The 20,908-nt window shown below is 70.4% G+C and carries 22 protein-coding genes; 9 read left to right on the top strand and 13 right to left on the bottom strand.

What is annotated here, in order from left to right:
* Positions 1 to 34: 34 nt before the first annotated feature.
* The gene (locus tag ACFQU4_RS09215) at positions 35 to 511 is read left to right on the top strand and encodes a hypothetical protein (RefSeq protein WP_377489954.1); all 477 of its coding nucleotides are present in this window, start codon (positions 35 to 37) and stop codon (positions 509 to 511) included.
* Here the strand turns inward: ACFQU4_RS09215 and ACFQU4_RS09210 are convergent.
* The 5 genes from ACFQU4_RS09210 to ACFQU4_RS09190 form a co-directional block, all read right to left on the bottom strand.
* A complete protein-coding gene (locus ACFQU4_RS09210) occupies positions 505 to 2,760 on the bottom strand; it encodes a beta-galactosidase (RefSeq protein WP_377489952.1) in 2,256 nt (751 codons plus the stop codon). The two genes, ACFQU4_RS09215 and ACFQU4_RS09210, sit on opposite strands and share 7 nt — an antisense overlap.
* 30 nt (positions 2,761 to 2,790) lie before the next feature.
* The gene (locus tag ACFQU4_RS09205; protein WP_377489949.1) at positions 2,791 to 3,123 is read right to left on the bottom strand and encodes a DUF3017 domain-containing protein; all 333 of its coding nucleotides are present in this window, start codon (positions 3,121 to 3,123) and stop codon (positions 2,791 to 2,793) included.
* A gap of 6 nt (positions 3,124 to 3,129) precedes the next feature.
* Positions 3,130 to 4,701: a bifunctional phosphoribosylaminoimidazolecarboxamide formyltransferase/IMP cyclohydrolase gene (purH, locus tag ACFQU4_RS09200; protein WP_377489946.1), complete on the bottom strand. Its 1,572-nt coding sequence runs from the start codon at positions 4,699 to 4,701 to the stop codon at positions 3,130 to 3,132.
* Positions 4,698 to 5,288: a phosphoribosylglycinamide formyltransferase gene (purN, locus tag ACFQU4_RS09195; RefSeq protein WP_377489943.1), complete on the bottom strand. Its 591-nt coding sequence runs from the start codon at positions 5,286 to 5,288 to the stop codon at positions 4,698 to 4,700. Before purN ends, purH begins: the two co-directional genes overlap by 4 nt.
* Before the next feature lie 108 nt (positions 5,289 to 5,396).
* Complete coding sequence (locus tag ACFQU4_RS09190; protein WP_377489940.1) at positions 5,397 to 6,482, bottom strand: DUF6350 family protein; 1,086 nt, start codon at positions 6,480 to 6,482, stop codon at positions 5,397 to 5,399.
* 292 nt (positions 6,483 to 6,774) lie between these two features.
* On the opposite strand from ACFQU4_RS09190, the gene ACFQU4_RS09185 reads away from it, so the two are divergent.
* Positions 6,775 to 8,472 (top strand): hypothetical protein, encoded by a 1,698-nt coding sequence (locus ACFQU4_RS09185; RefSeq protein ID WP_377489937.1) that lies wholly within the window; start codon positions 6,775 to 6,777, stop codon positions 8,470 to 8,472.
* On the opposite strand, the gene ACFQU4_RS09180 is transcribed toward ACFQU4_RS09185, so the two are convergent.
* The 7 genes from ACFQU4_RS09180 to ACFQU4_RS09150 all read right to left on the bottom strand — a co-directional run bounded on the left by ACFQU4_RS09180 (position 8,465) and on the right by ACFQU4_RS09150 (position 13,147).
* Positions 8,465 to 9,106: a DUF4386 domain-containing protein gene (locus ACFQU4_RS09180; RefSeq protein WP_377489934.1), complete on the bottom strand. Its 642-nt coding sequence runs from the start codon at positions 9,104 to 9,106 to the stop codon at positions 8,465 to 8,467. The two genes, ACFQU4_RS09185 and ACFQU4_RS09180, sit on opposite strands and share 8 nt — an antisense overlap.
* The gene (locus tag ACFQU4_RS09175; protein ID WP_377489931.1) at positions 9,103 to 9,342 is read right to left on the bottom strand and encodes a helix-turn-helix transcriptional regulator; all 240 of its coding nucleotides are present in this window, start codon (positions 9,340 to 9,342) and stop codon (positions 9,103 to 9,105) included. Before ACFQU4_RS09175 ends, ACFQU4_RS09180 begins: the two co-directional genes overlap by 4 nt.
* Positions 9,335 to 9,817 (bottom strand): hypothetical protein, encoded by a 483-nt coding sequence (locus ACFQU4_RS09170; RefSeq protein WP_377489928.1) that lies wholly within the window; start codon positions 9,815 to 9,817, stop codon positions 9,335 to 9,337. The genes ACFQU4_RS09175 and ACFQU4_RS09170 overlap by 8 nt, the downstream gene beginning before the upstream one ends.
* Positions 9,818 to 9,893: 76 nt before the next feature.
* Positions 9,894 to 10,439: an NUDIX domain-containing protein gene (locus tag ACFQU4_RS09165; protein WP_377489925.1), complete on the bottom strand. Its 546-nt coding sequence runs from the start codon at positions 10,437 to 10,439 to the stop codon at positions 9,894 to 9,896.
* An 86-nt stretch (positions 10,440 to 10,525) separates the two neighbouring features.
* Positions 10,526 to 11,416 (bottom strand): succinate--CoA ligase subunit alpha, encoded by an 891-nt coding sequence (gene sucD, locus ACFQU4_RS09160; protein WP_377489922.1) that lies wholly within the window; start codon positions 11,414 to 11,416, stop codon positions 10,526 to 10,528.
* A gap of 14 nt (positions 11,417 to 11,430) precedes the next feature.
* Positions 11,431 to 12,609, bottom strand: a complete 1,179-nt coding sequence (gene sucC, locus ACFQU4_RS09155; RefSeq protein WP_377489919.1) for an ADP-forming succinate--CoA ligase subunit beta — start codon at positions 12,607 to 12,609, stop codon at positions 11,431 to 11,433.
* Positions 12,610 to 12,718: 109 nt separating this feature from the next.
* On the bottom strand, positions 12,719 to 13,147 hold the full coding sequence (locus ACFQU4_RS09150; RefSeq protein WP_377489916.1) for a cobalamin B12-binding domain-containing protein: 429 nt from the start codon (positions 13,145 to 13,147) through the stop codon (positions 12,719 to 12,721).
* A 484-nt stretch (positions 13,148 to 13,631) separates the two neighbouring features.
* Between ACFQU4_RS09150 and ACFQU4_RS09145 the strand changes: the two genes are divergently transcribed.
* The gene (locus tag ACFQU4_RS09145; protein WP_377489913.1) at positions 13,632 to 14,558 is read left to right on the top strand and encodes a peptidoglycan DD-metalloendopeptidase family protein; all 927 of its coding nucleotides are present in this window, start codon (positions 13,632 to 13,634) and stop codon (positions 14,556 to 14,558) included.
* 82 nt (positions 14,559 to 14,640) lie between these two features.
* Here ACFQU4_RS09145 and ACFQU4_RS09140 read toward each other — a convergent pair whose 3' ends face one another.
* Positions 14,641 to 15,078 carry a MarR family winged helix-turn-helix transcriptional regulator gene (locus ACFQU4_RS09140; RefSeq protein ID WP_377489910.1) on the bottom strand — a complete coding sequence of 146 codons (438 nt, stop codon included), beginning with the start codon at positions 15,076 to 15,078 and terminating at the stop codon, positions 14,641 to 14,643.
* Between the two features lie 106 nt (positions 15,079 to 15,184).
* Here ACFQU4_RS09140 and ACFQU4_RS09135 point away from each other — a divergent pair, with 106 nt between their 5' ends.
* The 6 genes from ACFQU4_RS09135 (at position 15,185) to ACFQU4_RS09110 (ending at position 20,865) form a co-directional block, all read left to right on the top strand.
* Positions 15,185 to 16,606, top strand: a complete 1,422-nt coding sequence (locus tag ACFQU4_RS09135) for an MFS transporter (RefSeq protein WP_377489907.1) — start codon at positions 15,185 to 15,187, stop codon at positions 16,604 to 16,606.
* Between the two features lie 11 nt (positions 16,607 to 16,617).
* A complete protein-coding gene (locus ACFQU4_RS09130) occupies positions 16,618 to 16,914 on the top strand; it encodes an MTH1187 family thiamine-binding protein (RefSeq protein WP_377489904.1) in 297 nt (98 codons plus the stop codon).
* 220 nt (positions 16,915 to 17,134) lie between these two features.
* Positions 17,135 to 18,145 (top strand): sulfate ABC transporter substrate-binding protein, encoded by a 1,011-nt coding sequence (locus ACFQU4_RS09125; RefSeq protein WP_377489901.1) that lies wholly within the window; start codon positions 17,135 to 17,137, stop codon positions 18,143 to 18,145.
* Positions 18,142 to 18,957 (top strand): sulfate ABC transporter permease subunit CysT, encoded by an 816-nt coding sequence (gene cysT, locus ACFQU4_RS09120; RefSeq protein ID WP_377489898.1) that lies wholly within the window; start codon positions 18,142 to 18,144, stop codon positions 18,955 to 18,957. The genes ACFQU4_RS09125 and cysT overlap by 4 nt, the downstream gene beginning before the upstream one ends.
* Entirely contained in the window at positions 18,950 to 19,852 is a 903-nt protein-coding gene (locus ACFQU4_RS09115; protein ID WP_377489895.1) for a sulfate ABC transporter permease, read from the top strand. Before cysT ends, ACFQU4_RS09115 begins: the two co-directional genes overlap by 8 nt.
* The gene (locus ACFQU4_RS09110) at positions 19,849 to 20,865 is read left to right on the top strand and encodes a sulfate/molybdate ABC transporter ATP-binding protein (RefSeq protein ID WP_377489892.1); all 1,017 of its coding nucleotides are present in this window, start codon (positions 19,849 to 19,851) and stop codon (positions 20,863 to 20,865) included. The genes ACFQU4_RS09115 and ACFQU4_RS09110 overlap by 4 nt, the downstream gene beginning before the upstream one ends.
* The last annotated feature ends 43 nt before the right edge of the window (positions 20,866 to 20,908 follow it).

Raw genomic sequence — 20,908 nt, 5'->3', positions numbered from 1 at the left:
CCGGGACCCCGGACTCCACGCGAATGGAAGAACAGTGACCCAGAACCCGCCACCGTACGGCCAGGAACCCTACGGTCAGTCCGAACCACAGGGTCAGCCGCCCCAGTACGGGCAGCAGCCTTACGGGCAGCAGCCGCAATACGGCCAGCAGCCCCAATACGGACAGCAGCAGCCCTACGGCCAGCCCGCTCCGTACCAGCAGCCGTCGCCGTACGCGCAGCAGCCGTACCAGATGATGCAGGAACACCCGCAGGGCACGGTCATCCTGGTGCTCGGCATCCTCGGCTTCGTGACCGGCATCTGCGGGGCGATCGCCTGGTACATGGGCAACAAGGCGCAGAAGGAGATGCAGGCCAGCGGGGTCCGCTACTCCAACGAGTCGAACATCAACATCGGCAAGATCCTCGGCATGGTCACCACGATCCTGATGGGCATCGGCCTCATCTTCCTGGTGATCTACATCATCTTCATCGTCGTGATGATCGCCTCGGTCGGCGCGGCGTCCTACTGAAGCAGCACCGCTGAGCGCGCCCCGACCGTGATCGGTCGGGGCGTGATCAGTTTCGCCTCCCGCCAGACCGAGGTCTCGATCGGGTACGGGGCGACGTTGATCAACTGCACCAGCTCGTCGGTGCCCTCGGGATTGATCATGCCGGCGACCACGAGCCCCGGATCCTCGGCGTCGGTACGGTAACGAGGGCGGACGCCGAGCCGCTCCAGCAGAGCCTGGTAGACGGCGAGGTCGCACGGATAGTCCGTGGTCAGCAGGATCGCCGTACCGGCCCCGTGCCGCACCTCCAGCCCCACCGCGTCGCCGCCGGTGGTCCGCACCAGCACCGTCGCGTCGGGATGCCGCAACGGCTGCGCGAACCCGACCCGCACCTCCGGCCGGATCAGCCCGGTCGAGTCCGGGTCGAGCCGGACCGTCGGATGGTTGCTCCGGGACCGGCCCAGCCGATCGACGACCTGATCCGGCAGCGGCTCCCCCACCATGATCGCGAACGCGTCCGCCAGCAGCCGGCAGTCCCGGCCAAGCTCGTCCTGGACGGGGACCGCGCCGGCCAGCAACAGCCGGCCGCCGGCGGCCACGTAGTCGGCCAGCAGCCGCTGGGTGGCGGCGGCCAGCGAACGCCCGGAAGCCAACGCCAGAACGGGATGCGCGGCCGGGTCGAGGGTCGCCGGCAGTTCGGATCGGTCGATCGGGCGCGGGTCGGTCCGGTCAAGATCATCGTGCGGGCTCAGGTCGACGCCGGCGAGGCCGTACCCGCCGAGAACGAGGGCCCGGGCCAGGATCTGCCGCGGCCCGAAGCCGCGGAACCGGGCCAGCTCGTCGTGCAGTTCCCGGGTGGCCGGGTCGTCCGGCACCGCGTACTCGGTGAGGTAGTGATCGGCGACGAAGCCGTACGCCAGGTCGGTGTGCGGGATCATCCCGGCGGCCCGCTGTTCGACCCGGTTCAGGTCGGTGATCACCTCGGTCAGAACCGGCCAGGTACGGTTCGGGCGGCCGGTCGGGCCGAGCGGGGCGGCGAAGCCGTGTTCCTCGCCGGTGAAGGCGATCCGGTCGATCCCGTCGCCGCCGGGCAGCTCGGGATCGGCGTCCAGCGGCGGGTTGATCCCGCCGGCCAGCAGATAGAAGTTGATCATGCGGTTGCCGAGCGCGTGCGCCAGGCGGGTCTTCAGCGCGGTCGCCTCGGGCGGCACCAGGGCGCCCAGATCCTGGCCGTAGTTGCCGTCGCCGGCCTCGAACTCGAGCGCCGTCAGCGGCTGGTTCGGGCCGGCGGTCGCGGCCGCGAACACGTTGCCCAGAACGAAATCCGCGACGTTGCCGACCGTGAGATCGCCCAGGTACATGTCGGAGCCGGCCACCGTGCCGGGCCGGTTCCGCCAGGTGCCGAGCAGCTGCGAGATCCCGATCGGGTAGGTCAGCCCGCGGCCGCCGCCGGTGCCGTGGATGTTGATCAAGAGCGGCAGCGTGCCGAGGCCGTGCTCGGCCACCCAGCCGGCCAGCGTGTCGGTGTAGCGACGGAACCGGGCCCGGCAGAACCGCATCAGGTCGTCGGCGACCGCCACCGCGGCGTCGGCCGGCGGGTCGGCCAGGTAGCGCCGCACCTGTGCGGGCTCCGACCCTTCGAGTCCGGGATGCCGGTCCAGCCGGTCCTGGGCGGTCAGCCAGTCCCGCCAGTCGGCGGCGACCGCCTCGGTCAGCGCCGGGCTGTTGGAGACCCAGGCCAGCATGCCGATCTCGTTGTCCAGCTGGACCGCGATCACCGGGCCACCGTGATCATGGTGCCGCTGGGCCAGCACCGGCAGCACCGCGTCGTACCAGCGGCGGGTCTCGGCCAGGAACGCCGGCGCCAGGTAGTCCAGGTCCCGGGTCGGCGGCGGGGCGCCGCGCCAGCCGGGGGCGACCACGCCGGGCAACCCGTACACCCGGTGCGGGATGCCCTCGTTCTTCAGCTCCGCCATGCAGAACGGGCCGGGACGTGCGACGACCAGCAGTCCCAGTTCGGCGGCCAGGTCGCAGAACGCGCCGAGGTCGCGCCAGTCCGCGGTCTCGCCGGTGACGTCGATCCGGCCGTCCGGCAGCTCGTGGACGACCCACGGGATGTACGTCGCGACGGCCTGTGCCCCGGTGTCCCGCAGCGCGACCAGCCGGTCCCGCCACTGATCCCGGGCCAGCCGGAAGTAGTGCACCTCGCCCGCGAAGATCACCCGCGGTTCCCCGTCGATGATCAACTGCCGACCCCGTGTGGTGATCATGCCTACACCCTAGGCCTCAGGGCACGGAGGTCAGCGACCGCCCGGGATGACCAGGGACAGGACGACGACGGCGGCGCCGGCCAGGATCAGCATGGTCACGTCGAAGCCGCGGGCCCGGACGGCGAGCAGGCCGGCGCTCGCCTTCGGCAGGAACAGCCGGAGCAGGCCGCCGACGCCGAGGGCGGCACCGATGATCATGCAGCCGATCCGCCAGCCGCCGGCCCCGCCGATCACGGCGTAGCCGAGACCGGCCAGCACTCCGGCCAGCACGACCAGCAGGGCCCACGGGCTCAGGCCCCGGTCCGGCGACAGCCGGCGCTCCGGTTCCGGCTCCGGCTGGTCCATGATCAACTCACCCGTCATGTCGCATCAGTGGAAGAAGTGCCGGGCCCCGGTGAGATACATGGTCACCCCGGCCGCCTTCGCCGCTTCGATCACCTCGGCGTCGCGGACCGAGCCGCCCGGCTGGACGATCGCCGAGACGCCTGCGTCGATGAGGATCTGCGCCCCGTCCGCGAACGGGAAGAAGGCGTCCGACGCCGCCACCGAGCCGGCGGCCCGGTCGCCCGCCCGGCTGACCGCCAGCCGGGCCGAGTCGACCCGGTTCACCTGGCCCATGCCGACGCCGACCGAGGCGCCGTCCTTGGCCAGCAGGATCGCGTTCGACTTGACCGACCGGGACGCCTTCCAGGCGAACTCCAGGTCGGCCAGCACGGCCTCGTCGGCGGGCTCGCCGGTCGCCAGCTGCCAGTTCGCCGCGTGATCATGGTCGGCGTCGGTGACGTCGACGGTCTGCATCAGCAGACCGCCGGAGACCGGCCTGATCTCCGCCCCGCCGGACGGCACCGGCTCGACGATCAGGATCCGGATGTTCTTCTTGCCCTGCAGCACTTCCACGGCGCCGTCGTCGTACCCGGGGGCCATGATCACCTCGGTGAAGACCTCGGCCACCTGCCGCGCCATCTCGACGCTGACCGGACGGTTCGCGGCGATCACGCCGCCGAACGCCGAGACCGGATCGCAGGCGTGCGCCTTCCGGTGCGCCTCCGCGATGTCCGTACCGACCGCGATGCCACACGGGTTGGTGTGCTTGATGATCGCGACCGCCGGAGCCTCGAAGTCGGCCGCAGCACGACGGGCCGCGTCCGCGTCGACGTAGTTGTTGTACGACATCTCCTTGCCGTGCAGCTGGGTCGCTCCGGCCAGCCCGGCCGGCCCGTGCCCACTGCGGTAGAGCGCCGCCTTCTGGTGCGGGTTCTCGCCGTAGCGCAGCGTCGCCTGCTTGGTCCAGGTGGCGCCGACCCAGGCCGGGAAGCCGGTGCCCTCGCTGGTGTCGGTGAGCACGTTGCCCAGCCAGCTCGCCACCGCCACGTCGTAGGTCGCCGTGTGGGTGAACGCGGCGGCGGCCAGGGCCTGCCGCTCGGCCAGCGTGAACCCGCCGGCGGTCAGGGCCGCGGCGAGCTGCTCGTACTGGGCGGGCGAGGTGATCACCGCGACCGACGGGTGGTTCTTGGCCGCGGCCCGGACCATCGCCGGACCGCCGATGTCGATCTGCTCGATGCACTCGTCCGGGGTCGCGCCGGCCGCGACGGTCTCGGTGAACGGGTACAGGTTGCTGATCAACAACTGGAACGGCGCCACCCCGAGCTCGTCCAGCTGGCTGCGGTGATCATCGAGCCGGAGGTCGGCCAGCAGGCCGGCGTGGATCTTCGGGTGCAGCGTCTTCACCCGGCCGTCCAGGCACTCCGGGAAGCCGGTCAGCTGTTCGACCTGGGTGACCGGCAGGCCCGCGTCGGCGATCCGGCCCGCCGTCGAGCCGGTGGAGACGAGCTCCACGCCGGCGTCGACGAGTTGCTGCGCGATCACCAGCAGGTCGGTCTTGTCGTAGACCGAGATCAGCGCGCGCTTGATCTGGATCCGGTCGGGGTTCTGTTCGGTCATCGGTCCCAGCAGACCTTTCTGTCGATCACTTGCCACGATTGGGTGACGAGCCGGTGGGTCGTCTCGACGAGCAGTGTGCGCTCGGTGATCTTGATGCGTTCGTGCAGGGTTTCCTCGGTGTCGTCGTCGAGCACCGGTACGGCGTCCTGGGCGATGATCACGCCGTCGTCGACACCGTGGTCGACCAGGAAGATCGTCGCCCCGGTCACCTTCACCCCGTACGCCAGCGCGTCCCGCGGCCCGTGCATCCCCGGGAAGGAGGGCAGCAGCGCCGGATGGGTGTTGATCATGCGACCGGCGAACGCGTCCAGGAAGGCCGGCCCGACCAGCTTCATGAAGCCGGCGCTGATCACCAGGTCCGGCCGGAAGGCGGCCACCCGCTCGGTCAGCTCGCGGTCCCAGGCGGACCGGTCCGAGCCCTTCTTGTACGGCAGCGCGAACGTCTCGATCCCGGCGGTGCGGGCCCGGTCGAGTCCGGCGATCTTGGACCGGTCGGCGCCGACGCCGACCACCTCCGCACCGAACTCCGGGTCGGCCGAGGCGTCGATCAGGGACTGCAGCAGGGTGCCGCTGCCGGAGATCAGCACGACAAGGCGTTTCCGGTCGGGTCGGTCACCTTCAAGGGGGGCGACCCCCTTGAGATCCCCTGCCACGCTCCGCGGACGGACAGGTTCTGTGTCACTCACGGGCGCAGCCTACCGGCGTAGTTGCCGGACCAGCCCGTACCCCAGCCCGACCAGCAGGCCGGACAGGCCGAGCGTGCTCACCGCGAGCACGGCGAGCTCCGGCAACCGCGGGCCGATCCCGGACAGCCGGGCCTGGCCGAGGTCGCCGCTGCAGGCCCAGGCGATCGCGACGAAGACCAGCCCGGCCAGGGCTCCGGCCAGCCCGCCGACCAGGCAGGTCTGGTCCGGTCGTGCCTCCGGCCGGGCCCGGTTGACCAGCCAGGCGGCGACGGCGCCCGCGACGATCCCGACGGCGAGCCAGGCCAGCTGCTCCGGCCGGCCCGGACCCTCGTCCGGCAGCCCGGCCAGCACCGGGATCGCCGGCAGCAGGCCGAGGTCGGTGTCGGCCGGCGAGACCACCGTGCCGGGGCCGAAGCTGAAGCCGGCGCCGAGCGCGAAGGACGCGGCCCAGACGATCAGGTTCGGCGCGAACGCCAGTTGCAGCACCAGCAGCGCGATGTTGCCCGGAACCCCGGGCGCGAGGGCGTCGATCAGGCCGCCGACCTGGCCCCAGGCCAAGGCCAGCGAGGAGACCAGCAGCCCGGCACCGCCGATCAGCAGGGTCAGTTGGGCCGCGATCACGGCCCGCGGCAGCGGTCGGGCCCAGTCCGGCCAGCGCTCCGCCGGATCGAGCCCGAGGGCGTGCGCGGCACCGGCAGCGGCCGGCAGCCCGGCGATCAGGGCCGAGAGCACGGCGGCCCGAAGGAGTTGGGCGGGGTCTCCGGCCAGCAGAGTCGTCGCGGTCACCGCGAGGACGTACCCGCCGACCATGACGCCGGTCACGCTGAACACCGCCGCCAGGTCGGTCTCGGCCCGACTGCGGCGGGCCGCGTAGCCGGCGACCTGGAAGTGCAGCAGCGCGAAGATCGCGGTCAGGCCCCACGGGATCAACGTGATTCTCGTCGCACCGAGCGTCGCACCGGCGCCGTTGCCGAGCAGCCAGAGCTGGGTCCCGACGCCGAGGGCGTCCAGCAGGGTGCCCGGGACCGAGGTCAGCCAGCCCACCACGGCGAAGCCGGCGGCGAGCACCCAACCGGCCGCCGCGGTCACCGCCACGCCGATCGCCGCAACCGGCCAGCCACCGACCAACGGGTGGTCCGGGCCAGGCGAGGGATTGGCTGAACCGGCTGCACGTGGCACAGTCGTGGACAGTTCGATCGTCTCGCCCGGCCGGCGCGCAGTCGTCCGGGAGGACACGTTTCCGGGGGACGGGGAGGCCATGGTGATCCCATGGTTGCCCAGTCGATCGGCGAAAATCGCCCGGACACGCCCTGAGCGAGTAAAGTTTGCAGGTCCGCGCCCACGTCGGGGGTGTGGCGACCCATAGTCGAGGAGTACGAAGGAAACGATGGTCGGCAAGGATTCCTCCGATTACCGCCCACGGCGCGCGCTACCCGCCGACGATGAGGTCGACCTCCCCGAGCAGCAGCCGGTCCCTCCCCAGCCACCGGCTCAGCAGCCGTCAACCCCGGCCGATGATCTTACCGACGCAGGCTCCGCGGACGACGACGACACGGCGTTCGGTTTCCCGGCATATTCGGAGGCCGAGCCCGACGAACCGAAGCCCCTCTACCGCGACGAGGTGCCGGGTCAGAGCAGCTTCGACGACCGGACCCGGATCCAGCAGCCGGCCGCGACCCCGCGGGTCCGGCTGCCGGACAGCCGGCACCCCGACGAGGACGTCCTGGACGACCTCGGCGACATCGACGAGGACGGCCCGCGGATCAGCCAGCGGGGCCGGATGGCGCTGCTGATCGGCGCCGTCGCAGCGGTGGTCGTGCTCGGCCTGGCCATCGGCTACGCCGTGATCGGCCGGCCGAACGGCCCGAGCGCCAACCCGCCCAGCCCGGGCAACTCGCCGTCCGCCTCCGAGACCAGCACCACCGGCACGCCCGAGCAGCCGCGCGGCGAGCTGCTGACGACCGAGATGCTGGTCGCCGCCGCCGACGCGAAGCCGATCGACGGCGCCCGGGACTGGAAGGTCTCCCGCACCCTGACCAAGACCGACAACAACTCGCCGAAGGCGGTCTGCCTCGGCACCGCGATCGAGGGCCTGCCGACGGCGCGCGAGGCGATGATCCAGACGCTGGAGAGCAACGGCAAGGAGCCGCCCGCGATCCTGCACCTGGCCAGCGCGTACGGCTCGCCGGAGGAGGCCGCACAGGCCTACGCCCTGATCGCGAAGGCGATCGGCAACTGCACCGTGAAGGACCGTGGCGCCTGGCTGTACACGGCCCGCACGGTGACCGGCCTCGGCGACCAGTCGCTCGGGGTCGTGATCAAGTTGGCCGGTGGCGAGCAGCCCGAGTACCGCAGCCTGATCCTGAGCCGGACCGGCCGGGTGCTGAACGTGGTCGACGTGGCCAAGCAGTCCGATGACGTACCGGTCGACAAGGCGGTCCGGACCACCGCCGCGGCCGTCAACCGGCAGTGCACCACCGCCGGCGGGGCCTGCGCCAAGCAGACCGCCGACAAGGCCGGCCCGCCGCCGGTCGGCGACCAGCCGGGCTACCTCTCCGGTGGCGACCTGCCGACGCCGGGCGACCAGGCCGGCCCGTGGTTCGCCGACGAGCCGCGCAACCTCACCGGGACCCAGCACGACAGCACCTGCGAGACAGCCGACCTGTCCAAGGTCGCCGGCGGCCGCGCCGTGTCCCGGACCTTCCTGGTGGACGGCGACTCCGGCGACTTCGGGCTCGACGAATACATGGTCACGCTGAAGTCCGAGGCGGAGGCCAAGAAGCTGGCCAAGAAGTTCGTCGACGACTGGGAGTCGTGCGAGAAGCGCAAGATCACGCCGAAGGTCGAGGACCCGGTGAAGGTCAAGGGCACCGGGGCGAAGGACGCCAAGATCAACGGGTGGGTGACCGAGATCAAGGTGCCGACCAGCGACGCCAACGCGCGGACCTTCCGGGTCGGCGTGGCCTGGGTCGGGCCGAAGGTCGTCTACACCTTCCTCAGCCCGACCAAGAACCTCGACATCAATGACGGCGACTGGAAGCGGGTCACCGTCCGGGCCGCCGAGCGGGCCACTCAGGTCAACTGAGGGACCGTTCGACCTCCGGGGTCCGCGGCCGGAGTCCGCGGACCATCAGGTAGCAGCCGAGGAAGAGTTCGCCGGCGATGATCGGCAGGACCAGGACCGGCCGCAGCGCCGGCGCGGTCACGAACACGTTCGCCGTGACGGCGAGCGCGCCGACCAGGCCCCAGACGGCGAGGTAGCGCGGCACCAGCGCGGACCGGTAGAGCATCAGGTAGAGCAGCAGCGCGCCGGCGCCGAAGAGCACCGGCACCCCGGTGCCGACCAGGCCGTCGCGGACCGCGGTGAGCAGTGCCAGATCGTCCGGCGCGGTCAGCCTGAGCTGGATCACCGGGATCAGCGCGGCGGTCGCACACACGGTCGCCTCGACGATCCGGATCCCGAGGTAGCCGGCGGCCAGGCCCGGCTGACTGCGGCCCAGCGGTACGGACAGCGCGGCGGCGATGCCGATCACCGCCAGCGCGTTGATCAACTCGAGGCCGACGCCCAAGATCACGATCGGCCCGCCGCCCGGCAGCCGATCCGCCGCGTCCGGCCCGCCGAGCACGGTCTGGATCAGCGTGCCGCCGGCCAGGCTGGCCACGATCGCGATCACGAACAGGGCTCCGGCGAGCCGCGCCCTGGCGGCGTTTCCCTTCATCGTTCCCCCTCCGATGGCTGCTCTGCTTGACGTTCGAACACCTCGCCGATCGGGACGCCGAACGCGTCGGCGATCCGGAAGGCGAGCTCCAGCGACGGCGTGTACTTGCCGGCCTCGACGTTCATGATCGTCTGGCGGGAGGCGCCGACCCGTTCGGCGAGCTCCAGCTGGGTCATCTCGCCGGCGAAGAATCGGAGCCGGCGGATGTTGTTGGTGATGATCAACTTCTCAGCCATGGCCGAGCCCCCACTCCAGGCGGTAGACGGTGACCACCCCGCCGGCGAGCGAGCCGACCACGAACGCGCCGAGCACGACATGCAGGACCACGACGGCGGAGGCCCCCAGGGCCGCGGCGGCCAGGGCGGCGATGAAGCCGAGGCCGACGACCAGGTAGCCGAGCTGGCCCGACCGCAGCCGGATCGTCCGGTCCATCTCGTCCGGCAGCAGCGAGGACGTCATGACCCGCTCGGCCGCCTCCCCGTCCGTGACGGACAGCCGGGCTGCGAGCACGACGTGGAACAGGATCTGCACCACAACCAGCACCACGACGGTCACCCCGACGAAGCCCAGCATCGCCACCGCCCAGGACCGCAGCGCGCCCGGCTCGGCCGCCGCCGGACCGGACCGGCCGACGGCGTAGATCAGGTAGCCGATCGCGAGCAGGGCGCCCGTGATCATCGTGGTGAGAACCCGCTTGCTCTTGTACGACATCGAGGCACCTCGTCGAATCACTTGGACTTGATGTCAAATATCTTAGACATCAAGTCCAAATGTTTCTACCTCGGGATCAGGCGCCGCGCACCCGATCCAGCGCAACCAGGGCGAGCAGCAGCGCGGCCAGCGTCTCGTTGTCGGTCACTTCTCCGCGCCCGATCCGGGCGAGCAGTTCGGCGAACGGCAGCGCGACGACGGCGGAGATGCCCTCGACCTCGCGCTCGTCGCCGCCGACCGAGGTCAGGTCGGTGGCCAGGAAGACCCGGCCGGGTGCGTCGGCGACACCGTTCAGGCTGTACACCGGGCCCAGGTCGCGCCAGCTGCCGGCGGCATAGCCTGTCTCCTCGCGCAGCTCCCGTTCCGCCGCCACCCGCGGCTCGTCGTCGTCCACCCCGCCGCCGGGCACCTCGAGCGAGTCGACCCCGGTGGTGTAGCGGCGTTGCCGGATCATGATCACTTCACCGGCCTCGGTGACCGGGACGACGAAGACGGCGGGCCGGTTCACCGTGACCACACCGTACGTTCCGGGCACCCCGTCCGGCCGGACCACCGCGTCCTCCCGGACACTGATCCAGGCGTTGCGATAGATCTCCCGACTCGATCGCTGCTGCCAGCTCATCGGCGCCTTCCCTTCCCGGCAACGGATCCGGACATGATCACGCCCCGCCCTCCATGATCAGGAGAGCGGGGCGTGAACGGAGATGATCAGGAGCCGGCGAGGCCGGTCATGATCTCCCGCATCAGCTGCGCGGTCTCGCTCGGCGTCTTGCCGACCTTGACCCCGGCGGCCTCGAGGGCCTCCTGCTTGGCCGCGGCGGTGCCCGACGAGCCGGAGACGATCGCGCCGGCGTGGCCCATCGTCTTGCCCTCCGGCGCGGTGAACCCGGCCACGTAGCCGACCACCGGCTTGGTCACGTTCGCCTTGATGAACTCGGCCGCCCGCTCCTCGGCGTCGCCGCCGATCTCGCCGATCATCACCACGGCGTCGGTGTCCGGATCGTCCTGGAACGCCTGCAGGGCGTCGATGTGGGTGCTGCCGATCACCGGGTCGCCGCCGATCCCGATCGCGGTGGAGAACCCGAAGTCCCGCAGCTCGTACATCATCTGGTACGTCAGCGTGCCCGACTTCGAGACCAGCCCGATCCGGCCCGCCTTGGTGATGTCGGCCGGGATGATGCCGGCATTGGAGACCCCGGGAGTGATCAACCCGGGGCAGTTCGGGCCGATCAGCTGGGTCTTGGAACCCTTGGCCAGGGTGAAGAACTCGGCCGTGTCCTTGACCGGTACGCCCTCGGTGATCACCACGACCAGCGGCACTTCGGCCTCGATCGCCTCGACGACCGCGCCCTTGGTGAACTTCGCCGGAACGAAGATCACGCTGACGTTCGCGCCGGTGGCAGCGACGGCCTCGCCGACCGATCCGTAGACCGGCACGTCGGTGCCGTCGAAGTCGACCGACTGGCCGCCCTTGCCCGGCGTGACGCCGCCGACGATCTTCGTACCGGACTTGATCATCCGGGCGGTGTGCTTGCGGCCCTCAGAGCCGGTCATGCCCTGGACGATGACCTTCGAATCCGCGTTCAACCAAACTGCCATGACTCGACGCTCCCTCAGCTCGCTGCCAGCTCGGCGGCGCGGCGAGCCGCACCGTCCATGGTGTCCACCTGTTCCAGGCCGGGCAGCTTCGCCTCGGTCAGGATCGACCGGCCCAGTTCGGCGTTGTTGCCGTCCAACCGGACCACCAGCGGCTTGGTCACCGCCTCGCCACGCGACTCGAGCAGCTGGAACGCCTGCACGATGCCGTTGGCCACCTCGTCACAGGCGGTGATGCCGCCGAAGACGTTCACGAAGACGCTCTTCACCTGTTGATCACCGAGGATGATCTCCAGCCCGGACGCCATCACCTCGGCGTTCGCGCCGCCGCCGATGTCCAGGAAGTTGGCCGGCTTCGGCTTCGCGGTGAACTCCTCGCCCGCGTACGCGACGACGTCAAGGGTGCTCATCACGAGGCCGGCGCCGTTGCCGATGATGCCGACCGCGCCGTCCAGCTTGACGTAGTTGAGGTCCTTGGCCTTCGCCGCCGCCTCCAGCGGATCCTCGGCCGACTTGTCCGCCAGCGCCGCGTGGTCCGGGTGCCGGAAGGAGGCGTTCTCGTCCAGCGTCACCTTGCCGTCCAGCGCGATGATCTTGCCGTCGCCGGTCTTCACCAGCGGGTTGACCTCGACCAGAGTGGTGTCCTCGGCGCCGTACACCCCACCGAGGAGCTGCAGCACCCGGGCGATCTCGGCCCGGTCGGCCTCGTCGAAGCCCGCAGCCGCGACGATCTCGTCCGCCTTGGCCTGGTCGATCCCGACGTTCGGGTCGACCGGGATCCGGGCCAGCGCCTCGGGCCGCTCGACGGCGAGCGTCTCGATGTCGACGCCGCCCTCCTTCGAGCACATCGCCAGGTATTCGCGGTTCGCCCGGTCCAACAGCAGAGAGAAGTAGTACTCCTCGGCGATGTCGGCGCCCTCGGCGATCATCACCGTCCGTACCGTGTGGCCCTTGATGTCCATCCCGAGGATCTCCTCGGCGCGGGCCGCGGCCTCCTCCGGGCTCTTGGCGATCTTGACCCCGCCCGCCTTGCCCCGGCCACCGGTCTTCACCTGCGCCTTCACCACGACCACCGGCGTGCCCAGCTGCTCCGCAGCGGCCTTGGCCTCCGCCGGTGTCGTCGCAGTGATCCCGCGCAGGACCGGGACCCCGTGCGCCTCGAAGAGATCGCGCGCCTGGTACTCGTACAGATCCACGACGGCTCCATCCAGAATTCGTAATGTCTGTTTGCTTGCTTCAGTGCGATCGGAGCCTAACGTCTCCGCCGCACGCAGGGCACAATCGGGGCCCCGTCGCCGGGGATGGTCACCCGGACCGGCCGACGTTGGCGCGGACCCAGTCGACGATCTCGGCCATCGACGCGCCCGGAGTGAAGATCCCGGCGACGCCGAGTTCGGCCAGCCGCTCCCGATCCGCGTCCGGGATGATCCCGCCGCCGAACACGACGATGTCGCCGGCGTCCGCCTCCCGGAGCAGTTCGACGACCCGGGCGAAGAGTGTGAGATGGGCGCCGGACAACACAGAGAGGCCGATCCCGTCGGCGTCCTCGGCGATCGCGGTCCGGACGATCTGTTCCGGACTCTGGTGCAGCCCGGTGTAGATGACCTCCATGCCGGCGTCGCGGAGCGCCCGGGCGACCACCTTGACGCCCCGGTCGTGACCGTCCAGGCCCGGTTTGGCGACCACGATGCGCAGCCGGCCCGAACTCGCCGATTCCGACGAAACGGTATTCACTCGGGCAGATTACTACCGCAATCCCTCGCGAATTAACGAACACCTGTTCGAAATCCGTGTCGGTACGAATAACGCTGCCGAACACCGGAATTCTTGTACGACAAGGACGGCCTTCCCGAAGCCGCGAGAACTCGGTTTCCCACCCTGCGAGACGGGGACTTCCCGCCACAACGCCAGCAACCACTAGGCTCGGCGCTCGCCAGGATGCGACACGCGACGGGAAAACCGGCCCGGGGTTTGTGGACCAGTTATCTTTCCGTTATCTTCTTTCAGTGGTCGCTCGACCGAGCGATACGCGGCAGGGACTATGCGGGGTCACCTACCCCAGAGTGAAGGGATGAACGTTGACGGTTGAGGAAGCGACAACCGGGGGCGTTCGCCGTACGTGGAACGACGAGGAGATCCGTAGGTGATTCCCGAACCGCTCCGGCGCAAGTCGCGCCGGGCGCTTTCTTCCATCGAGCCCCAAGAACGACGCGGTTGGTTGACCCATGGCATCGCCGCGCTGACGGTCTCGGCACTAGGCCTCGCGGTCGCCGGATCTGTCGCGCTGAGCACCTCCGCCGCCGAGGGTGGCGGCCAGGTCGCGATCACCCGACCGAACGTCTCCCAGGCCGAAGGCGCCCAGCCGCAGAACCAGGGCGACCGGCGCGAGGCCGCAGCCGAGGACCCGAGCCGCAGCCAGGATCGTGAGCTGCAGGCCAAGGAACTCGCCGCCTACCGCGAAGAGGCGCTGGCCCGCGATGCCGAGGCAGCCCTCAAGGCCGCGCACGAAGAGAACCTGAAGCAGCGCTCCGAGGACCTCAGCGAATCGGAGAAGGAAAGCTACGAGAACGCCGCGCGGATCGCCAAGGAGCGTCGCGAGGCCGCCGCCCGGAAGGCCTCCGAAGAGCGCGGCCAGGACGACTACAGCGACGACAGCTCCGACGACGGCTCGTACGACGACTCCGGTGACGACGAAGAGCCGCCGCCCTCGTCCGGTGGCGGTGCGGCCTCGCCCGTGCCGGGTGCGGTGATCGGCGCCTACTTCGGCCAGACCGGACTCTGGGCCCGCTACCACACCGGCCTCGACTTCCGGGCCGGCTCCGGTACGCCGATCAAGTCCGTCCAGTCGGGCACCGTGCTGCACGCCGGCTACGGCGGCAACGCCGGCAGCTGGGCCGGCAACTACGTCGCGGTCAAGCACCCGGACGGCAACACGACGCTCTACGCGCACATGTCGAGCAACTCGGTCAGCGCCGGCCAGCGGGTCAGCGCCGGCCAGGTGATCGGCCACGTCGGCTCCACCGGCCGCGCGTTCGGTGCGCACCTGCACTTCGAGCTCTACAAGGGCGGGGCCCGCTACGGCGACGTGTACAGCGCGTCGAACCCGCAGCCCTGGCTGAACTCGCTCGGCGTCAACACCAACTGACGCCACCTGTTCCTGCAGAAGTACGTGGAACCTCCGCCGGGTCGACCCGGCGGAGGTTTTCCCGTTGTGGGGCGCTTCCGGCTCAGGACTCGGTGAGCTTCTTGAGCTCGTCGACCAGGTGTTCCAGGGCCGGCAGCGCCGCGGAGATCGCGTCCCGGTCCGGGGCATCGAGCTGATCCAGGCAGACCTTGACGACCTGCCCCCGGTTGTCCCGGATGCGGTCGGTCATCGCCCGGCCGTCCGGCGTGATCTCGACCCAGGCGGCGCGCAGGTCATCGGGGTTCTGCCGCCGCCGGATCAGCCCGAGCTCGTCCAGCCGGCCGACGATCCGCGACACCATCGTCGGGTTCAGGCTCTCCAGCCGGGCCAGCTCGGCCAGGCTCAGCGGGCCGCGCCCGCCGATCAGGCCGAGCGCCGATGCCTGACTCGGGGTCAGGCCCTCATGGGTGGCCGAAGCGTTGAGCTGGCGCGACAGCCGGCCGATCACCGCCCGCAATCGAGCCACAGCGTCCGTGTCCATCCCCTGGCCTTCCAGTTACTTGCTTGCCGGCACGCAATGTAATATCCCCAACGAGAACAGCAAAGCCCGAGAACAGCCCGATCCCGGAAGGAGGGTCTGCGCTCGGATGTCACGCCTACCGCCCAGCTCATCGGTCCCGATCGTCGAGGACGCGCACGATACCAAGCTGCCGGAGGCTTCCCCGCGACGCTGGCTGATCTTCGCCGTGGTCTCGATGGCGCTGTTCATGTCGTCGATCGACCACACCGTCGTCGCGATCGCGCTGCCCTCGATCCAGGCCGACCTCGGCACCGGGCTCGAGTGGGCCGGCTGGACGGTGACGATCTACTCGCTCGGCGCGGTCCTGGTGATGCCGCTGGCCGGCAAGCTGAGCGACCAGTACGGGCGCAAGCGTATCTTCGTCGTCGCGGCCGCCGTGTTCACGGTGGCTTCGCTGGCCTGCGCGCTGGTCGACAACATCTATCTGCTGGTCCTGCTGCGCGGCATCCAGGCGATCGGCGGCGGCGCGTTCATGCCGGCGGCGACCGGCATCGTCGCGGACAACTTCGGGCCGAACCGGGACCGGGCGGTCGGCATGTTCACCAGCGTGTTCCCGATCGGCGGCATCGTCGGCCCGATCATCGGCGGCATCCTGCTGACGTACTGGGACTGGCGGGCGATCTTCATCGTCAACGTCCCGGTCGGCATCCTGCTGCTGGTGCTGGCACTGCTGGTGATCCCGGAGAGCCGACAACCCGTGAGCCGGCGCCTCGACGTCTACGGCGTGGTGCTGCTCGGCGTCCTGATCCTCGGCGTGATGCTCGGCGTCACCTCGCTCGGCAGCAAGGACGGCACCCCGCTCAGCCCCCAGTTCATCGTGCCGGAGGCGATCGCCGTCGTCGCCCTGGTGCTGTTCCTCCGGCACGCCGCCCGCGGCACCGCGCCGTTCATCCCGATCCGGCTGCTCCGCGGCCACGGATTCGGCGTGATGAACGTGATCAACTTCCTGCAGGGTGCCGCGGCGATCGGCTTCGGCGCGCTGGTCCCGCTGTTCGCCCAGGCCCGGTTCGGCATCCCGATCCTCGAGTCGGGCACGCTGATGACGGCCCGGGCGATCGGGATGATCTGCATCGCCGGCGTGGCCGTGATGACGCTGCGCCGGACCGGCTACCGGCTGCCCATGATCGTCGGCTTCACCGTGCTCGCGGCCGGCATGGTCGCCATCTGCTTCCCGCCGCCCGGGGTGTCCCAGGTGCTCTGGCTGGCCATCGCGGCCGGCGTGACCGGTCTCGGCATGGGCCTGTCCATCCCGGCCGGCAACAACGCCGTGCTCCAGCTGGCACCCGACGAGGCCGCGGGCGTGGCCGGGCTGCGCGGCATGTTCCGGCAGTCGGGTTCGATCATCGCGATCTCGATCGCGACCGCGGTGATGGCCCGCAGCGACGATCCCGGCGCCACCCTGTCGGTGGTGTTCCTGATCTTCGCCGGCCTGATCGTGCTGACCCTGCCGCTGGTGTTCCGGGTACCCGAGCACAAAGGCCAGTGGTGAACAATGGCGGCATGCTCGTCGCCTTCAGCATCGCCCCCGCCACCGCCGACCCGGACGGCTCGGTGGCCGCCGCCGTCGCCGATGCGGTACGGATCGTCCGCGCCTCGGGCCTGCCCTCGGAGACCAACGCCATGTTCACCAACGTCGAGGGTGAATGGGACGAGGTCATGGCGGTGATCAAGCAGGCCACCGACGCCGTGCTCGCCCACGCCGACCGGGTCAGCCTGGTGATCAAGGCCGACATCCGGCCGGGCCACACCGGCCAGCTCACCGCCAAGGTCCAGCGCGTCGAAGACCTGCTGGACTGACCGACTCTCCTGTGGGTGCGGTTGTCGACAAACCCACGCGTTGAAGTCGAACTGACGTCGGGATGTCGACAAACCCGCGCAGTTGGCCGGGGACGGGAGCGTCTCGGCGGGCGGACACGTGGTCCAGACCGTCCCGAGTATGCCTATATTCCCCGGTATGTCGACAGACAATACCGACCGAGTCGGAATCATTCGGGGGCGGCGCGCAGGACGTGGCGCCGTGGTCCTGCTCGCCGGCGTTGTCGCCGCCCTGCTCGCACTGACCGGCTGCGTCGGCGGCGCGGTCGGGTCCGGGGCGGACGGCACCACGCTGCACCTGGTCGGGTTCGCGGTCCCGGCCGAGGCGAACAAGGCGGCCCAGGAGGCCTGGGGCAAGACGCCCGAAGGCGCGGAAGTCACCTGGGAGCAGTCCTACGGGGCCTCCGGTGATCAGAGCCGCGCCGTGGTCAACGGGCTGAAGGCCGACTACGTGAACTTCTCGCTCGAGGGCGACGTGACCCGACTGGTCGAGGCCGGCCTGGTCGAGCCGACCTGGAAGGAAGGCCCGACGAAGGGCATCGTTTCGGATTCGGTCGTGGTGCTCGTGGTGGCCCAGGGCAACCCGAAGAAGATCAACGGCTGGGACGACCTGATCAAGCCCGGGGTACGGATCGTGACGCCGAACCCGGCCTCGTCCGGCTCGGCGCGCTGGAACGTCCTCGCCGCGTACCAGCAGGTGATCTCCGCCGGCGGCACCGAGGCCGAGGCGGAGGAGTACCTGCGCAAGTTCTTCGGCAACGTGGTCGCGCTGCCCGGCAGCGGCCGCGACGCCACGACCGCCTTCCTGCAGGGCACGGCCGACGTCCTGATCTCGTACGAGAACGAGGCGATCCTGGCCCGGCAGTCCGGCGAGACCTTCGACTACCTGGTGCCGGACGACACGCTCAAGATCGAGAACCCGGGCGCCGTGCTCAAGGACGCCGACCCGAAGGCCAAGGCGTACCTGGACTTCGTGCTCAGCCCGGAGGGCCAGCAGGCCTTTGCCGGCAAGGGATTCCGGCCGGTCGTCGAGGGCGTAACGGTCGGCGAGGTGGCCGGCGCCAACGACCCGGCGAACCCGTTCCCGGTACCGAAGCGGCTGTTCACGATCAACGACGATCTGGGCGGCTGGAAGAGCGTGAACGAAAAGTTCTTCGCCGACCAGACCGGCCTGGTGCCGCGGATCCAGGCCGAGACCGACAAGCAGAAATGAGCACCGCCGTCGCCGCGCAGCGGGTCAGCACGCTGACCCGTGGGTCCGGCCTCGGGCTCGGGGTCGCGCTGCTCTGGTTCAGCTTGCTGGTGCTGATCCCGCTGCTGGCGATCCTGGTCCAGGCCTCGGCCGGCGGCTGGGCCGGCTACTGGGCCGCGCTGAGCAACCCGCAGACCTTCGCCGCGCTGGCCCTCACCGTCGGCGAGGCGGCCGGCGTGACCGCGGTCAACGTCGTGATCGGCACCATGATCGCCTGGGTGCTGGTCCGGGACCGGTTCTGGGGCCAGCGGGTCCTCGAGGTCGTGATCGACATCCCGTTCGCGCTGCCCACGATCGTCGCCGGTCTGGTGCTGCTCACCCTGTACGGGCCGGGCAGCCCGCTCGGCGTGAACTGGGCGAACACCCGGACCGCGGTCTTCCTCGCCCTGCTCTTCGTCACCGTGCCGTTCGTGGTCCGCACCGTGCAGCCGGTCCTGCTGGAACTGGAGCCGGAGGTCGAGGAGGCCGCGGCGTCGCTCGGCGCGAGCCGGTTCACCACGTTCCGGCTGATCGTACTGCCGGCCCTGGCGCCGGCGATCGCGTCCGGTGCGGCGCTGTCGTTCGCGCGCGGGATCAGCGAGTACGGGTCCCTGGTGCTGCTGTCCGGCAACCTCCCGTACGACACCGAGGTCGCCTCGGTCCGGATCCTGTCCTACGTCGAAGGCGATCAGCTCACCAACGCCGCCGCCGTCGCATCGCTACTGCTGGTGATCGCGCTCGCGGTGATCATCGCGCTCGACGTGATCTCCCGACGGGTGGCCCGCCGTGACTGACACCGTGACCACCGACCCGCCCGTGACCACCGACCCGCCGGTGACGAGCCGGCCGGATCGACCGCCGCGCAAGAGATCCGGCGGTCCGGTCCGGTGGGCGCTGCGCCTGATCGTGATCGGCTACCTGTTCCTGTTGATCATCTGGCCGACCGCACTGGTGGCCCAGGCGACGTTCGCCCGCGGGGTGGGTCCGGTGCTGGACGCGCTGTCCCAGCCGGAGGTGATCTTCGCCTTCCAGCTCAGCGTCTCGGTCTCGTTCTGGGCGGTGTTGATCAACACCGTGTTCGGGGTCGGCATCTCGCTGCTGCTGGTCCGGACCCGGTTCCCCGGGCGGCGCCTGCTGTCGGCACTGATCGATCTGCCGCTGTCGGTGTCCCCGGTCGTGGTCGGGCTCGCCCTGCTGCTGGCGTACGGCGGGCGGACCGGCTGGTTCGGGCCGCTGCTGGAGAACGTCGGGATCCAGGTGATCTACGCGCCGCTCGGCATCATCCTGGCCACCACGTTCATCAGCCTGCCGCTGGTGGTCCGGGAGATCGTCCCCGTGCTGACCGAGCTCGGTACCGATTCCGAGCAGGCCGCGCGCAGCCTCGGTGCCTCGCCGCTGCAGACCTTCGCCCGGATCACGCTGCCGGCGATCCGCTGGGCCCTGCTGTACGGGATCGTGCTCAGCTTGGCCCGGTCGCTGGGCGAGTTCGGCGCGGTCAAGATCGTTTCGGGCGGCGTCGCGCTGCGCACCCAGACCGCGACGCTGCTGGTCGAGGAGCGCTACCAGCAGTTCGGCGTGGCCAACACCACGACCGCCTACACGGCCGCCTTCGTGCTGGCCCTCACCGCGGTGGTCGCCTTGATCATCGTCGCCCTGCTCCGCCCGAGTCACGGAAGTGAAAGATCATGAGCATCCGAGCCAGCAACATCAGTCGCCGGTTCGGCGACTTCGTGGCCCTGAACGACGTCTCGGTGGACATCCCGAGCGGCGGCCTGACCGCGCTGCTCGGGCCGAGCGGCGGCGGCAAGTCGACGCTGCTGCGGATCATCGCCGGGCTGGAGGAGGCGGACACGGGCACCGTGGAGATCAACGGTGCCGACGCCACCCGGCTGCCGGCGCAGCGCCGCAACGTCGGCTTCGTGTTCCAGCACTACGCGGCGTTCCGGCACCTGACCGTCGCCGGCAACGTCGGCTTCGGGCTCAAGATCAGGCACCGGCCGAAGGCGGAGATCGCGGCCCGGGTCGACGAGCTGCTCGCGCTGGTGCACCTGTCCCAGTTCGCCGACCGGCTGCCGGCCCAGCTGTCCGGCGGGCAGCGGCAGCGGATGGCGCTGGCCCGGGCGCTGGCGATCGAGCCCGCGGTGCTGCTGCTCGACGAACCGTTCGGCGCCCTGGACGCCAAGGTACGCAAGGAACTCCGGGACTGGCTGCGCCGGCTGCACGACGAGGTGCACGTGACGACGGTCTTCGTCACCCATGATCAGGAGGAGGCGCTGGAGATCGCCGACCAGATCGTGGTGATCAACAACGGCACCGTCGAGCAGGTCGGCACCCCGGACGAGCTGTACGACCGGCCGGCCAACCCGTTCGTGATGAGCTTCCTCGGCCCGGTCACCACGCTGGCCGGCCGGCTGGTCCGGCCGCACGACCTGGAGCTGTCCACCGAGCGGCTGGACGGCGGGGTACCGGGCCGGGTCACCCGCTACACCCGGGTCGGCTTCGAGGTACGGCTCGAGGTCGCCCTCGGCTCCGGCGGAGCGGACCCGGTCACGGTCTTCCTGACCAGGGCCGAGGCCTCCGGGCACCGGGTCGAGACGGGGACCGACGTCTGGCTCCGCCACGTGCCGGGCGCCCCGAGCCTGCCGGTGGACGGCGCTGTCGTACCGGAGCGGGAGCTCGATCTTGCCGTGACCGGATCCTGAGCCGGGACGGTCCACCGGCTGTCCAGTTGATCATGGTGACGGT

Origin of the sequence: Microlunatus sp. GCM10028923, from assembly GCF_042666975.1 — a bacterium.
Taxonomy (GTDB): Bacteria; Actinomycetota; Actinomycetes; order Propionibacteriales; family Propionibacteriaceae; genus Microlunatus.
This window is presented reverse-complemented; position numbering and strand designations above follow the sequence as displayed.

Bases quoted from the DNA above. Each gene is read 5' to 3' on its own strand.
- ACFQU4_RS09140 (WP_377489910.1), bottom strand. From the start codon at position 15,078: ATGGACACGGACGCTGTGGCTCGATTGCGGGCGGTGATCGGCCGGCTG.
- ACFQU4_RS09180 (WP_377489934.1), bottom strand. From the start codon at position 9,106: ATGAAGGGAAACGCCGCCAGGGCGCGGCTCGCCGGAGCCCTGTTCGTG.
- ACFQU4_RS09170 (WP_377489928.1), bottom strand. From the start codon at position 9,817: ATGTCGTACAAGAGCAAGCGGGTTCTCACCACGATGATCACGGGCGCC.
- purH (WP_377489946.1), bottom strand. From the start codon at position 4,701: ATGACCGAACAGAACCCCGACCGGATCCAGATCAAGCGCGCGCTGATC.
- ACFQU4_RS09110 (WP_377489892.1), top strand. From the start codon at position 19,849: ATGAGCATCCGAGCCAGCAACATCAGTCGCCGGTTCGGCGACTTCGTG.
- ACFQU4_RS09205 (WP_377489949.1), bottom strand. From the start codon at position 3,123: ATGACGGGTGAGTTGATCATGGACCAGCCGGAGCCGGAACCGGAGCGC.
- ACFQU4_RS09175 (WP_377489931.1), bottom strand. From the start codon at position 9,342: ATGGCTGAGAAGTTGATCATCACCAACAACATCCGCCGGCTCCGATTC.
- ACFQU4_RS09135 (WP_377489907.1), top strand. From the start codon at position 15,185: ATGTCACGCCTACCGCCCAGCTCATCGGTCCCGATCGTCGAGGACGCG.
- ACFQU4_RS09185 (WP_377489937.1), top strand. From the start codon at position 6,775: ATGGTCGGCAAGGATTCCTCCGATTACCGCCCACGGCGCGCGCTACCC.
- ACFQU4_RS09130 (WP_377489904.1), top strand. From the start codon at position 16,618: ATGCTCGTCGCCTTCAGCATCGCCCCCGCCACCGCCGACCCGGACGGC.
- cysT (WP_377489898.1), top strand. From the start codon at position 18,142: ATGAGCACCGCCGTCGCCGCGCAGCGGGTCAGCACGCTGACCCGTGGG.
- ACFQU4_RS09210 (WP_377489952.1), bottom strand. From the start codon at position 2,760: ATGATCACCACACGGGGTCGGCAGTTGATCATCGACGGGGAACCGCGG.
- ACFQU4_RS09165 (WP_377489925.1), bottom strand. From the start codon at position 10,439: ATGAGCTGGCAGCAGCGATCGAGTCGGGAGATCTATCGCAACGCCTGG.
- sucD (WP_377489922.1), bottom strand. From the start codon at position 11,416: ATGGCAGTTTGGTTGAACGCGGATTCGAAGGTCATCGTCCAGGGCATG.